General features: G+C 47.9%; 10 protein-coding genes. 1 reads left to right on the top strand and 9 read right to left on the bottom strand.

All coding sequences use genetic code 11. From position 1 onward, the window contains the following. The first annotated feature begins 332 nt into the window (after window positions 1-332). The gene (locus ACYVD4_RS25815) at window positions 333-941 is read left to right on the top strand and encodes an RNA polymerase sigma factor (protein WP_460950611.1); all 609 of its coding nucleotides are present in this window, start codon (window positions 333-335) and stop codon (window positions 939-941) included. A gap of 3 nt (window positions 942-944) precedes the next feature. Here the strand turns inward: ACYVD4_RS25815 and ACYVD4_RS25810 are convergent, their stop codons facing one another. The 9 genes from ACYVD4_RS25810 to ACYVD4_RS25770 form a co-directional block, all read right to left on the bottom strand. After that, the gene (locus ACYVD4_RS25810) at window positions 945-2,102 is read right to left on the bottom strand and encodes a serine hydrolase domain-containing protein (RefSeq protein ID WP_460950610.1); all 1,158 of its coding nucleotides are present in this window, start codon (window positions 2,100-2,102) and stop codon (window positions 945-947) included. A 76-nt stretch (window positions 2,103-2,178) separates the two neighbouring features. Continuing rightward, window positions 2,179-3,270, bottom strand: coding sequence for an alpha/beta hydrolase family protein (locus ACYVD4_RS25805; RefSeq protein WP_460950608.1), 1,092 nt, complete (start codon window positions 3,268-3,270; stop codon window positions 2,179-2,181). A gap of 179 nt (window positions 3,271-3,449) precedes the next feature. Next, complete coding sequence (locus ACYVD4_RS25800) at window positions 3,450-4,766, bottom strand: TldD/PmbA family protein (protein ID WP_460950606.1); 1,317 nt, start codon at window positions 4,764-4,766, stop codon at window positions 3,450-3,452. Between the two features lie 100 nt (window positions 4,767-4,866). Beyond that, a complete protein-coding gene (locus ACYVD4_RS25795) occupies window positions 4,867-6,510 on the bottom strand; it encodes a TldD/PmbA family protein (protein ID WP_460950604.1) in 1,644 nt (547 codons plus the stop codon). A gap of 114 nt (window positions 6,511-6,624) precedes the next feature. Then, window positions 6,625-8,844, bottom strand: coding sequence for a penicillin acylase family protein (locus ACYVD4_RS25790; RefSeq protein ID WP_460950603.1), 2,220 nt, complete (start codon window positions 8,842-8,844; stop codon window positions 6,625-6,627). A gap of 96 nt (window positions 8,845-8,940) precedes the next feature. Continuing rightward, window positions 8,941-10,389, bottom strand: a complete 1,449-nt coding sequence (locus tag ACYVD4_RS25785; RefSeq protein ID WP_460950601.1) for a SusD/RagB family nutrient-binding outer membrane lipoprotein — start codon at window positions 10,387-10,389, stop codon at window positions 8,941-8,943. A 153-nt stretch (window positions 10,390-10,542) separates the two neighbouring features. Beyond that, window positions 10,543-13,893 (bottom strand): SusC/RagA family TonB-linked outer membrane protein, encoded by a 3,351-nt coding sequence (locus tag ACYVD4_RS25780; protein WP_460950599.1) that lies wholly within the window; start codon window positions 13,891-13,893, stop codon window positions 10,543-10,545. Between the two features lie 114 nt (window positions 13,894-14,007). Next, window positions 14,008-14,250: a hypothetical protein gene (locus tag ACYVD4_RS25775; RefSeq protein ID WP_460950597.1), complete on the bottom strand. Its 243-nt coding sequence runs from the start codon at window positions 14,248-14,250 to the stop codon at window positions 14,008-14,010. A 237-nt stretch (window positions 14,251-14,487) separates the two neighbouring features. Next, the gene (locus tag ACYVD4_RS25770; RefSeq protein WP_460950595.1) at window positions 14,488-15,090 is read right to left on the bottom strand and encodes a Riean_0653 family protein; all 603 of its coding nucleotides are present in this window, start codon (window positions 15,088-15,090) and stop codon (window positions 14,488-14,490) included. Window positions 15,091-15,216: the final 126 nt, after the last annotated feature.

Genomic DNA, 15,216 nt, shown 5'->3' with positions numbered 1-15,216 from the left:
GCTTATCCGGCCATAATTCCGATAAACTAAGTTAGCCTGAATCAGCCTGTTAATATAAAAACGTGTGTTTTTCAAAGCCAAAACGCGCTTCTATCACGACCAAATCTTTTGAAAATACAGAAGCAACCAAAAATCTTTACATTTCAAAATATAATTCGTGTAATAACATTTTATTAAATACATAATTTTTATATTTGAATAATAAGCAAAATAAAATTCTAATAATCTTTCCAATTAGGACAATCACAAGAATTAATAGAAATACCTTCCATCACCTGTTCAACCACTCCTCTTATGCTAACCAATATGCCTACCTAACTCACTCTATTACAATGAATTTTACGAACGAACGTGTTTTGCTCAATCAGGTTTCTACTGGCGACGAACAGGCTTTTAAAAAACTTTACGATGAATATCGCCCAGGCATTTACCGATTTATCTACAAATTCATAAAATCGACCGATTTGTCGAACGACATCTGTCAGGAGGTTTTTATGAAAATCTGGGAAGACCGCTGGGAAATCCGCGAAGTCAACTCGTTCCGCTCCTATCTTTTCACCATCACCAAAAACCATACATTCAACGTACTGAAACGGGCAGCCGTAGAAGATCGCATCAAAACAGAGGTTTTGAGTAACTACAGTATATCGAAAAACGACACGGAGGACGTATTACAACTTAAAGAGTATCAGCAGTTTCTTCAGTCAGTACTCGATACGTTGCCATCACAAAGCCGAAACGTATTCAAACTGTGCCGGCAACAGGGAAAAAGCTATGACGAAGCCGCCGAGCTTCTGGGAATCTCAAGCAGCGCCATCAAAAAGCACATGGTCCGGTCAATGAAAACGATCAAGTTTGCCGTTGAGAAAGACATGGGTATTGCCTTCAGTGTTTTCCTGAACGTACTGCTCCAATCCAGCGATTTAATCTTATCACCCTGATTATCACTTTATAGCAGACGTAGTGGATTCCAGCAGAAATAACTGGGCTAATTCTAGCGCGTATTCGTCAATTTTTATATTCCCGATATTCGCCTGAATCGCTACAACAACCTGTTCAGCCGGGAAATTCATCAGAAAGGTCCGTGTTCCTTTCACTGTACCGCTGTGGCCGTACCACGTATGCCCCTGCCTATCTTTACCGCTCCACCAGATCAGCCCTTGCCAGAGTGGGTCTTTTTGCTGTTTTGGATTGGCCCGAAAATCTCTTTTATTCTTGTCGAAATGCGGTTTATACAGTTTTTCCAACGTAGCGGGTTTCAACAGAATACCTTTGTTTAATGCTTCGCCCAGCTTGAGCATATCTTCGGGCGTTGAGAGAATTCCCCCGCCCGCATATTTGTAGCTCACGTCTTCATAAGGCGCGTTGGCCAGCGTACCATCAGATTCTCTGACGTAACCTTTACCCCGATTGGCAACAATGCGCGACGGTACGTCGAAACTTGTGCTGAGCATACCAGCCGGTTGCCAGATGTTCTTTTTCAGGTATTCTTCGAACGGCAAACCCGACGCTTTCTCTACAATCCCGTGCATCAGATTACTGGAATATGACGAATACGAATAATACGAACCCGGCTCAAACAGCAGCGAATCATCGCGAAAAATGGTCGTGGCTTCTTCGAAATTATCGTAATGGCGCATCCGTTTCAGGCCATAATTATCGTTATCCTGTTTCGCATAATGGCGAATTCCCGATGTATGGGTCAGAATGTGGTTGATGGTAATGGGCTTTTTCTTGCGCGGCATATACGGCAGGAATTTCTGAATTTCGTCGGTCAGACTAAGCAATCCTTTTTCTTCCAGTTGCATGATGGCAATTACCGCCACCGCTTTCGAAACTGAGCCAATATTATGCACCGTTTTACCAGTTTGCGCAACCTGATTGTCCAGATCAGCATACCCGATCCCGCCCGAGAAAACTGTTTTGCCTTTTATCGACACAGCCGCCGACACACCCGGTGCTCCGCTCTCATTGGCTACACGCTGCAAATAATTCTGAACGTAGCGTTCGTCAATCGGTTGCGCCAGCAATTGCGTGAACATACTAAACGCCAGCACTACGTTCAGTACGTTCACGAAGAGAATTTTTGCTACTTTTTTCATTGAAAACAGCTTTGTTACGTACCACGGATTACAACCGTAGAATCTGTAGTTTTTGTTGTATCGTCGGGATTATTCGCTACTTGCCTGATTTCGGGAAATAGCTCGCTTCAATCAGTTCTTTTACGTCTTTGAATTTCTTATTCGGTTTGAGGTATTGCGCCAGATAATCGTAGATTTTCATCCTACTTTCTTTGGCCCCATACGAATCAATCCGGTTGAAGGTATGGCCACCCGGCGCTTCCTTATAAATCTCGAACTCAAACTTTTTGCCTTCGGCCTTCAGCGACTTAATCAAATGCTCAACCTCCAGTACGTTCACATCTTCGTCGTTGGTGTTGGTATGAATCAACAGCGGGGTCTGTAATTTATGCGCCTGCCAGGCTGGAGAGCGTTTCCGGTATTCTTCTACGTTCTGATCTGCCGATTTACCAAGGTGGTAATCAGCCGAATACGCATCCCGATAACCCTGACCTTTATAACCCATCCGCGCAATCAGATCGCTCACGGGTACACCGGCGTAACCAACCGCATAATCGGACGGGTGATTGAACAGGTTCAGCAACGTAATCATACCGCCGTGACTCCAACCCAAGATACCGACCCGTTTTTTATCGATGAAATCATAGTTTTCGAGCATATAATCGCGGCAGGCTTTGGTATCTTCCACTTCCAGCCCGCCGTAGTCGATGAGTTGGTAAAAACCTTGTCCGTACCCCGTACTTCCGCGATAATCAGGGGCAATCACTACGTATTCCTGCGCCGTTAACTCTTTCACAATGTGCGCATAAGCCGTATTGAAGTTGCTATGAACGCCACCGTGTGGCAACACCAGCAACGGGTACTTTTTCGACGGATCGATCTTCGACGGAATGAATACGTAAGCCGAAAAACGTACTGGATTCTTTGCTCCCTGACCCGTCGGATTTTTAACAACCGCCGGTGGTGGACCAGTGATAATAATTTTGTCGACCAACGTAGCATCGCCCAACCGCTGCGACCACGTCAGATCGTCAATGGCTTTATCGAGGGCATCGAACTGGTGTTGCATACCTGCCAGTTGCCGTTGCAACGTAGCAACCTGATTGGCTTCCGGGGCTTGTGCCCGCGTCTGACCATAAAGCATTGTTCCCGCAAACAGAGAAAGAACAAGTCCGGTAATTTTTTTCATTGGTAGGTAAAAGAGAATTGTTGATTGTTGAGAATGAAAGCTATGCTCGTCCGCGATTGCATCGCGGATGCACGAGGCTCGCGTCTGTGACGCACGAAAACGGACCCAATGAACTGGCAATCGGTAATCGCGTTAAAAACGCGAACCTCAACCATCCGTGATACAATCGCGGACGAGCTTTACACGGCATCGGAAAGGCTGCTGAATGTAAAGTCGCGGATACGCATGGGCGGAACCATATTGCCGCGTGTACGTACCGGCTTACCCAATGCTTCGAGGTTGTTAAGCATGATAATCGGACTTTCGTTGAAGCGAAAATTCTTGACCGGATGCTTAATCTGGCCTTTGTCGATGAAGAACGTACCGTCGCGGGTGAGGCCAGTGTACAGCAATGTTTGCGGATCGAGCCAGCGCGTGTACCAGAATCGGGTTACGAGAATCCCTTTTTCGGTGCCTTTGATTAGCTCGGCCAGCGATTGTGTTCCGCCTTCCATCACAAAACCCGATGGTTGGGGCAGTGGCTTCACTCCTTTCTGCTTGGCCCAGAACGGCGAATACGACATATTTTTCACAACACCCTTTTCAAACCACATTGTTTTTTCGTGCGGGTAACCGTCCGACGAAAACGGTGAACTCGGAATCTGCGAATCGGCTGGGTCCGAATAAATCGTGACGCGTTCATCGAGCAGTTTTTCGCCCAGCCGCGTTCCCCCACCCTTTTTACCAAGAAAGCTACGTCCTTCGTCGGCGGTGCGGGCGTCCATGGCATTAATCATAAACTGGATCAACTCGCCAGCGGCCATTGGCTCCAGAATAACGGTATATTTACCCGGTTCCAGTGCAGCCGCCTTTTGCGACGCACGCGCTTTCTGAATCGCTACGTCGGTCAGCGACCCGGTATCGAGTTTGCTGACATCGTTGAAATCGCCAGCTGCATAGCCTGAGCCGGTACCGTCGGGCGTGCGAATGGTGAGCGAAAAATTCGCACCTGTATTCTTATGGTAACCGAATAAACCTTTATTGTTGCCAATAGCATTGAAACTGGACGAATCTTCCAGAAAACCGGCTCCACTTAGCTTACTGGCCATAATGGATTTGATACTGGCTCCGGCAAGTCTGGCCCGATCCGGCGCTTTCATACTGGCAGTCGTGTCCACAAATGCCTTCGGTTGGCTGTAGGTTTGCGGTCCCGGCATCGGCATATACTCTGGATTTTCGGGTGCTAATCGAGCCATTTCTTCGGCACGACGAACAGCTTTTTCCAACGATGCGTCGTCAAATTCGTTGATATCCGACGTACCGATACGTTTGCCAATCACGACCGTTACCGACAACGATAAATTATTGGTTGCGCCCGATGTTGACACCGAATTACGGGCGAACCGAATATTCCCCGACCGGCCGCCATTCAATTCTACTTTCGTTTCATCGGCTTTGGAAAACCCCAAAACCTTATCGATGATTTTTTTGGCTTCTTCTTGCGTTAGGATGGCCATGTTTTTAGGATATGGTATTCAGGTATGATGTGTGATATATGAAGTATGACTGTCGATTTAAGTTATTTCATACTTCATATATCACACATCATACATCTCTTTAGATTTTCCGTCCGGTATTGATTACGTTGACACCGTTGAAGCGCGTCGTGGGGCAACCGTGCGATACGGCACTTGCCTGACCGGGCTGGCCTTTACCATCGAAGAACGTACCGAATAACCGATAATCGTCCTGATCGCAGATGCGGGAACAGGAATTCCAGAACTCCTGCGTGTTCGATTGATACGCTACGTCGTCGAGCATACCCGCGATTTTACCGTCCTTGATTTCGTAGAAAAGCTGACCGCTGAACTGGAAATTATACCGTTGCTGATCGATAGACGACGAACCACGACCCAGAATGTAAATACCTTTTTCGGTATCGCGAATCATGTCGTGAATGCTGTATTTTTCCGGGTTTGGTTGAAGCGATACGTTCGGCATCCGCTGAAACTGAACGCTATCCCAGCTTTCGGCAAAACTGCACCCCTGCGATTCTGTTTCGCCTAACAAATGCACCTGATCGCGGGTGGCCTGAAAATTGACCAGAATGCCATCTTTAACCAGATTCCACTTTTTACAGGGAACACCCTCATCATCGTAGCCAACCAGCCCCATTGTGTTCGGCTGAATTTTATCAGCTACCAGATTGACGATTTTACTGCCATACTGGAAATTTTTCGACTTAAGTTTTTCCATCGACGCAAAACTCGTTCCGGCCAGATTGGCTTCGTAGCCCAATACGCGGTCGAGTTCGAGCGGGTGCCCCACTGATTCGTGAATGGTCAGGCCCAGATTCGACGGATCAAGAAGCATGTCGTATTTACCCGCCGGAACCGATTTTGCACTCAGTTTTTCTTTCGCCTGCATAGCCGCTGCGGTAGCGTCTTCAATCATGTTGTAGGCGTAGCGATACGTAGTCGGGCCGTTGGGGATCACAATTTTCTCAGCCGGGTTATCCGACAGATAGTCGTAACCCATCCCAATCGGCGCACTCAGCGCATCGCGCGATTTGAAGCGACCCGTTTGTTTATTGACCGCTGTAACCGTAAACGTGGGCCACATCCGATGCACGTCCTGATCAATGTAGGAACCATCGGTCGACGCAAAATATTTCTGCTCGTTCACGAAAAACAGGTTCGACGTAACGAACGATGCGCCATTTTTCAGAGCCGCGCCGTTCACTTCCATCAGCAAATCGATCTTCTCCTTAACCGGAATTTCGAAAGCGTTTTTCTTGATGGGTGTTTTCCAGGTTTTCTCCCCAACGCCTTTTTGCGGAGCCAGCACAACGGGTTCGAGCTGAATAATGGCGTTGGCTTTCGCCATATCGACGGCTTCTCTGGCACATTCGGCAATGCTTTCCGGTGTCATTAAGTTCGTTGAAGCAAATCCCCACGTACCATTCGCAATCACCCGAATACCAATACCATATGATTCCGAATTGACAATATTCTGCACCTTGTTTTCGCGCGTGAACAGATACTGCCGGAGGTACCGCCCGATACGCACATCAGCATACGTAGCACCCTTACTTTTGGCCGCGTTGAGTGCTACGTCGGCCAGTTGTTTTTTAGCCGCTACGTCGATACCCGGACTCAGCAAATCCTCGGCTGAAATCCGGTTTCCGGCTATTAATCCGGCAGGTAGCAACGTAGCGCTCATGCCCAGACCGGATAATTTTACAAAATCACGCCTTTTCATAGCATTGGTCAGGTTGTCAGGATGTTGAAGTCAATGTTTTTCATAAAGCTTCTTTTTACTGCTAGAACTATGCTCGTCCGCGATTGGATCGCGGACGAGCATCAGAAACTAACATCACTTATCGCCGGGGTGATAGATTTTTTCGGCGTGTTTATAGACGTCTTTTTTGTAGAAATAAATTTCTTTGTATTCGCCGTTGATATACCCTTTCACCTGATCGAGGTAATGTGGTGAATTCGGATCGGAGCTGGAACCGCCGGTCAGGATGGTTTTAGCCCGAAGCTTATCGCCAAACTCTACAGCAGCTACAAACGTATTGCCTGTGATGCCATACCGTTTGTGCGTCTTAGCGGCTTTCTTACTTACGTACGCATTCAGCGACCCCATAAATCCGGGCGTTGCCGGTACGCCCCAGCTCAGTTTATCGTCACTTGGATCTTTGTCAGGAATTCGTTGAAACCGGTTGTCCTGCCCCCAGGTTACCTGCCACGTACCAAATTCTTTTTCGAGGTCGGCCACAGCCTGCGCCAGTGCGGTAAGCTGTTCTGTCGCCGACAGAAATTCGGTGGTTAGAGCGGCACCGTTGGTCAATGAATATTGTTCTTCCGTTGTGGCCGGACGGGGTAATCGCGCCATATCGAGCTGGATTACTTTTTCGAGCCAGTGCACCGTCAACGTAGTGGCAATTGAGTTGGTGTCGGTCTTGAAATCCCACTTTTTCAATACGTCGATAGGTCCAGCCAGTTTCGAACGTAGCGAATCATTGGTTGTCGAATTGTAGGCCGCAACCAGAGTCGGCACGAACCGCTCACCGCTAGGCAGATACGTATCATGCGATGCTTTGATCACATCGTCCATCGTGGCGTTTTTCAACGGCGTCAGCACACGTACCGCATGAACGGCGCGGGGCGTATGACCATCGGGCAACATATAGGACGGCAGTTTATTCAGCATCGTCGTATCCAACGTACCGGCACCATACAACGGCGTTGAATTGCAATTCTGGAGCCAGCCATTGGCCGGGTTGATGTAATGCGGAATCTCGGTCAACTCATGTGTGCCCTGCCATTCCGTTGCCGACGTAGTGCCATCAACCGGACGTCGCCAATCGAGAAGTGGGTTTTTCTTTGGTACAAAATTGCCGTGCCAGTACGCAATGTTACCGTCTTTATCGGCATACACTACGTTGCTGCCCACCATTGCCCGCGCGTTGATGGCTTCCGTAAATTCGTTCAGGTTACGGGCTTTCATTTTGAGCCAGTGCATGCCCAGCAGTTCGATGTTTGGCTCGAAGGTTTTCAGCGTAATCCAGCGAGTAGCCGTGGCATACACAACCGGGCCGTGGTGCGTGCGATACGTAGTGAATTTCTTCGTCGCCCAACTATCACCTTTTTTGTACCGAAGCTCAATCGTCGTGCTATCGACAGGTTTCCAGCGCCCATCGTAGCGATACATGAACTTGCCTTTTTTCAATTCTACGTGTTCGGCATACAGGTCTTTCGCATCTGATAATGAAACCGGATGCATCCAGCCCAAAAACTCGTTGAATCCCTGAAAAATGCTGAATTGTCCAATAAACGGTGCACCGTACGAATTCAACCCTTCTTCACTAACCAATTGAATTTCAATACGTCCGTAATATTCAGCGTGCGGATTGATGAAGAGCATCGCTTTTTTGCTCTGCGTGCGCGATGGTGCTAACGCAAATCCATTGGAGCCATCGTTTTTAGGAGGTTCGGCTGTAAAACTTCGACTATTGACAACGGCTTGGGCAGCTTCTTTTCCGTAAAACGCTTTAAAATCGGCCTCGCTAACATTACTGCCACCCATAGCCGGTACGTTGTTCATCAGAATCGTCCACGGTTCCACGCGCGTCAGTAATTTGGGCTTTACGGCCGGATGCGTAATGAGGTAATAGTTGATACCAGCCGCATACCCGTCGCAGAGTTTTTTGAGCCAGTCGGGGGTTTTCTGATAGAGTTGAACGGCCTGTGCCGAATCAATGAACATCCGCGTCCAGAGGTCTTTATAGAGTGCGCTTTCGCCTTCGATTTCTGACGTTCGGCCCAATCGACCGATCAGCGAGGTTTCTACTTTCTCGAAAAACTCTTCGCATTGCACATACATCTCGCCAAACACGGCATCGGCATCTGTTTTGGCGTATACGTGCGGCACACCGTATTTATCTTTAACAATCTCAATGCCTTTGGCCCGCTTTTGCAGTTCCTTCGCTTCCTGCGCCGTAAAAGGCGATTGCGCAAAAACAGTACTGACACACAAACTAAAAGCGACCAGAAACAGGTATACTTTATGCTGCATTTCTCTATAATTCATACGATTACACGCTTATTTTTCTGACAGGATTCACAAGATTTCAATATTAATTTATTCTGTAAATCTTGTAAATCCTGTCAGAAAAATTACTGGCTATTACTTATAAATAGCGGTTGTTTCAAACAGGCTTGGCACCGTACGTGGGCTGTTTGGATTGGAGTTGATTTCGTTTTGCGAATAGATAAAACGACCGGGTAGCTGGCTGCCGTTGTTAGGTTTAAGTTTGATTCCCACGGCTTCACTACGTGTACGACGTTCATCATTCCAGCCAATGTGCTGGGCATAGAACGAAACGTACCGTTCTTCCAGAATCTCGCGCAGTAATGCATTGTTGGCCGTAATACCGTCTTTATTCTCAATGCCTCCCGCAGCAAAATCGGCCGCTACGTATGGGTCATATTTGTAGGTACCGGCCACCTTATACGTAGCGTGCAGATAGCCGCCCCCGTTCAGGAAACTACGATACGTATTCAGGTGACCCAGTGCTACGTCGAAGCCTTTGTTCGAACGTAACGCCATCTCGGCCAGCGTCAGAATATTCTCCTGATACGTAACAAGCGGGAAACTGGCATCGCGTGCAAAGAAACCCCGGTTAGCGGTTGTTGTCAACGTATTGGGCTCAATAACGCCGGGCGCATTCACGCCATTTTCGAGGTAGTAAAACTTAAAGCGAGCTGTTTCGTTGGTTTTCGAATTACCGCGATACGTAGCGGCTTTGGCCGGATTGAGCAACTCAGCATTATAAGCTCCTTCAGCGGTGATACTTCCCGCCCGAACGTTTGTCAATAAGCTGTACGTCTGGTTTTCGTTTACGCTGGCCGTTGTTCCGTGTGTAGCATACATCGAGTTGGCATACGTACTAACACCCCCCTGCGCTGCGGTGTAGGCATTATCGTACTGTTTTAAATCCAGATACAACCGCGCTTTCAACGTATTGGCCGTCTGTTTCCACTTCGTTACGTCGCCACTGAAGAAAATGTCGCGCGTGCTCACGGCACCGATACCTGATTCCAGATCGGCAATACCATCATTGAGCAACGCAATCAATTTCGGAATCAACTCAGCCTGCGATTCAAAACGCGGATTCGGATAATCGACCGTGTTGGATGTTTCTGAAAAAGGGACATCGCCCCATAGTTCGGAAGCTGTACCAATATTATGGGCTTGCATTACCTTGAGAATACCCGCCATAACCCGGTTGCCATTTTGGGTAGCTTTTGCCAGCGTCCGAACCGCATTTTTATTAACGCCCGTGTAAAACAGATTCCAGTCTTCGTCGAAGTTAGCGGCTGTGATCTGATATTGTCCCCACGTACCGAATTGCTGGAAAGCGCCAAATCCGTAGCCTGTCCAGACAATGGTAAGACGGCTGGCCATACCTTCCTCAGCGGCAATATGCGCAATCTGTGTACCCGTAAATGTATATTCGGCCGAAGCGTCAGTTGGGTTATTGGGGTCCTGGTTCATGTCAGAAACCAGCGATTCGCAGGAAAACGAAGCCAGCCCAACCAGCACCGAAAGAATGGTTTTATATCGACGTTTCATGATCTTTTTAATGGATGATGGGTAATGTGTTAAAAGCTTACCACCCCCAACCCCCTCCTAAAACAGGAGGGGGCTAAAAACCTCCGGGCGAAGCCCCCTCCTGTTTTAGGAGGGGGTTGGGGGGTGGTAAGCTTTTAACACATTACTCATAGATTAATAGTTGATTTTCAGGCTGAATACCAGCGATTTTGTGCTTGGATTGTTGAAGTAATCCACACCGCGCGCGTTACCCACACCCGATACGTTGGTTTCGGGGTCGATGCCCACGACTTTAGTCCAGAGAATTGGGTTACGTGCCGTTACGCCGAAGCTGACCGATTCCAGTCTGGTTTTCTTCCGGAACGTAGCTGAGTTGAGTACGTAGCCCAGCGAGATTTCCCGAATCCGGGTCCAGCTTCCATCGCGAACAAACTGTTCCACCAATTGCCCCGAGTGACCACCAATCGATGTATAGAACGACTGATCCTGAAGCACCGGGCCACCGCCGTAATCCCGTACATTACCGCGCAACGTAGTACCCGCTTTGAAGAGCGTTCCGGCATAGTTGTACATATCCTGTTGCAGTGTTACTTCATTGCCTACGTCGGCATACGTACCGAAGTTGACCAGCACACCGCGCGTACCTTCGTAGAAATCACCACCCTGAAAGGTTTCAAACAATACGTTGAGCGACAGTTTTTTATAGGAAAGATTCGTTCCGAAACCACCGCGCCAGTCGGGGTTTGGATCACCCACCACGCCCAACGTAGTGCTGAGTTTTGGGAAACCCGTTGGGGTCAAATCCATCGAGCCGTCATCTTTCCGTTGATACGTTCCGCCGTAGAAGGCAGAAAGTGCATCGCCTACGTGCGCCACCGTACTCATGGCACCACCCGTAAACGTAATGATTTCGGTACCGCCCAGATTGGTTACGCGGTTGCGGTTACGGCTCCAGTTGGCAAATACATTCCACTGAAAATCATCCTTTTGCAATACGTTCACATTGATATCAAGTTCCATCCCCTTGTTCTCCATGCTACCCGCGTTGGTGTATTTCTGGCTAAATCCAGTCGAACCCGCCGATGATACCTGTAGCAGCAAATCCCGAATCTGGTTCTGGTAATAGGTGTAGCCAATCGACACTTTGTTTTTGAAGAAGCGCAAGTCTGCACCGATTTCCCACTCGGTTTTACGTTCGGGCAAAAGGTTTGGGTCGCCCTGCGTAGCACTTTCTACGTAAGCACCACCGTAACCCGAGCCGGTCAGGTTGGTCGCCCAGCTACTGAATGACGCGCTGATGTACGGCGTCGTATTCCGATACGGTTCGGGCTGAATACCCACAATACCATACGATGCCCGCAGTTTACCAAACGACAGTGGTGTTGCCCGGAAAACAGGTAACTGGCTGAACTGCCACGCTACGTCGGTCGATGGGTAGTAGAATGTCGATTTTGACGCACTGCCGAACGTAGAACCCGACTCGGCAGCAATAGACCCATTTACAAATACCTGATTATAGAATCCCAGATTCAGGGTCGAGTACAAGCGGGCGGTCCGGCGGTGCGACTGCGAATTGTACGGATAGTTATTGACGGCTGTCGAGTTCGCGAAGTTTGGTGGGGCTTCTTCCAGAATGAAACCATTCATCTGACCACCTAAACTGTTGTATTTCCGATCGTTGATGTTGAAACCGGCAATCAGTGTACTCGTTATGTTTTCGTTAATATCCTTGCTGGCCCGACCAATTACGTCGAGGTTCATCTCGGTTTCAGAAATGATTTGCTGTTCATACTGACCAGCTCCCGAGTTCACAACCGACGAAACCGGATTGTTCGTAACCCGACGGTCATTGAACGTATCGATACCTCCGCGAGCGGTGATGCTGAACCAGTCTTTCGGTGTAATAACCAGTTCCGTATTCATAATCAGTCGGTCAACTTCGGTCAGGTTGGTCAACTCGTTGATTGTCCAGAGCGGGTCGTTATAGCTTGGATTGGCCGATGCACCCAGATAGTTCCGGTACGAGCGTTGACGGTTGCGGATACCAGCCGCCGTTGGCGATGCGAAGTACGAACCTTTCCAGTAACGGCTGTCGAAATCGGGCGACGAACGTAGCATACCGATGTATACGCCACTGGTGTTATCACCTTTCTGAATCCGATTCGACGTAGTACGAACGTAGTTGGCATTGGCCGACGCCCGAACGATTTCGTTGAACTGACGTACCGAGTTAAAGCGAACCGAGCTACGTTTGTAATCACTCTGACCCGCGAAAATGCCCTGCTGCGCCAGATTTCCGAAACTCAGGTAAAAATTACCTTTATCATTACCACCGCTGACACTCAGGTTGTTGTCAAGATACGTTCCGGTGCGGAACACAGCATCCTTTCTGGCTTCATTGTACGTTTCGCGCGAGTTTTTCGTAACAATCGGATAGAACGTTTTGCCCTGATACGATTCAAAACGGGCACCGTTCATGTTCAGTGCATCTTCGGCACCAGAGCGATTTGCAATTTTATCCCCCCACGAATACTGCGTAGTTGCGTTAAAAATTCCATTGGAACCTTGCCCATACGCTTCCTGCAATGGGTGTATTACGTTGACTTTATCGAACGAAGCCGTAGAGGTAAAGCTGACATTAAGTTTGTTATCATTCGCGCCCCGTTTGGTGGTAATCACGATAACCCCGTTAGCGGCTCTTGAACCCCATAAACCAGCCGCTGAGGCACCTTTCAGCACCTGCATACTGGCAATGTCTTCGGGGTTGATGTCGTTGAGCCGTGACTGTTGCGCTACGCCCGACCGGGAATCACCAGACGTACTATTGCTCATCGGCACGCCATCGATAATAATCAGCGGCTGGTTCGAGCCGGTAATGGTGTTCTGACCACGAATCTGGATATACGAACCAGCACCCGGATCACCGGTAGAGCGCGCAATCATGACACCAGCCGCTTTACCCGCTAAGCCATTGATAACGCCCGTTTCGCCCGACCGTTTGATATCTTCGGCTTTGATGGTCGAAGCCGTAGAGCCAAGCCGGTCTTTTTCTTCCTTAAAACCGAGCGCCGTTACAACCACTTCGTTCAACACTTTCGAATCGGGCGCTAGCGTAACGTTAATGGTAGTCTGTGTGCCAACCTGAACCTCCTGTGATACGTAACCGAGGAACGAAAAGATAAGCGTGCTTTCGGGCGAGGGAACAGTGATCGAATAATTGCCTTCTGCATCGGTGGTTGTACCGGTCGTCGTGCCTTTTACCGAAATATTTACCCCCGGCATACCCATTCGGTCTTCCTGTGCCGTTACGCGTCCTTTTATCGTAACCGCAGCCCGACTGTTGGTCAATGTCAATGGGCGGGCACGTAGCAGACGGGTTTCAAGCCTATTTTCATTTTTCAGGCGAGTACCGTCGTTTTCATCCTTACCAACCGGTCGGCTCCAGGCGCCGGTCGGGGCAATTAGCGAAGCCGAAACCGCCAGATACGCCAGGGCTCGGATTCTTTTCTGTAACAATAGGCTCATTGCGGTAATCAGTTATAGCAGGTTGTATTTATAAAAAAGTGTTCCGGGATGATACCCCGTCGAGTGTAATTCAGGAAAGAGTAATTGACGATGTAATTGCTACGTCCCTATCAGTCAAAAGCTACCCGAAATCAGGAATATCGAAGCGGCTATTTTTAGCAACTGTTCAATGTTACGTGTCGACAGGGCAGCCGTTGAATCATTACTGGCTTCTTCTTCCTGATCCATATAGTTTCGGATCAAATCGTCCAGATTTTCTTGCGCGAGCAACTTCATAAAGACCTCCAGTTCGGCATCGGTTGCCTGATTGCTGAGATAGCGTTTCAGCAGGGTTTCCAGAATTCTGCGCTCGTTCATCGGATTTTTTGGTTTATATCCAGAAGACAACCGAGCTATTGGGGAAGGGCACCCCTTTTTATAAATAAAATTTTGTATTATCTGTTTTTAGACAAATAAACTATTGATAATAAAATAAAGTACAATATTTTACAATTAAATTTCTATCTATATACAAAAAATTAACGTCTGACATTCTTCGATATATATCGAAAGAATGTCAGACGTTAGGCGAAAAATCAAGCTTAGTTAATCTGGCTACAGCTTATTCATATTGATATCGAACCGGCCTTCTGTAATCTTCACAATCTCCTTATTCACAGAAAATTGACCATCAAATTCGAAGGTTCCGGAAACAATCCGGTTGGTGGTATCCAGACGCGTAATGACGACTTTGCCCGGAGTTGACTCCATTGAGTTAAAAAGTCGGAACTGGTTATCGTAATAAATAGCAAAGGGGTCGTCATAGCGGTTTCGCAACGTATTGGTGCCCATTACTCCTTTAGTCAGTGTTAATTGTACGCGGTCTTTAGAGCTAGCATTCGTATGAATGAATAAATAGAACGTAGTGGGGCTTAACTGCCTGTATTCCACTTCTATTGCCTTGGCGGCTGGCTCCTGATCGTTACGTATTCCATTAGCGATCCAGGTCTTGCCATTGATTTTGCAACCAAACGTATTGAGTCCTTCTGTAGTTGGTGCCGGCAACGGATCTTCTTTCGATTTACAACTATTGGCGATAAAAAATCCCCATGCAACCAGCAGCAATGATTTCAGGAAATGATTCATACAGAAAAAGTTAACGCCCAGAATTTCTTTTACGTAATGCCGATTAACCGTTACATAACACGATAAATGCATGAAGTCAAAACGTTTACCCTATGCATCTGGAATTTATCATAAAAAGTAAATTTGACCGACTCGAAGCTTCCTGATTTCGTTATAGATTTACAGCCAATCAACCGATATACATAGTATAAACTCAAC

The organism is Spirosoma daeguense (assembly GCF_054776875.1).
The sequence above is the reverse complement of the archived record's forward strand: the minus strand, read 5'-3'. Positions and strand labels throughout refer to the sequence as shown.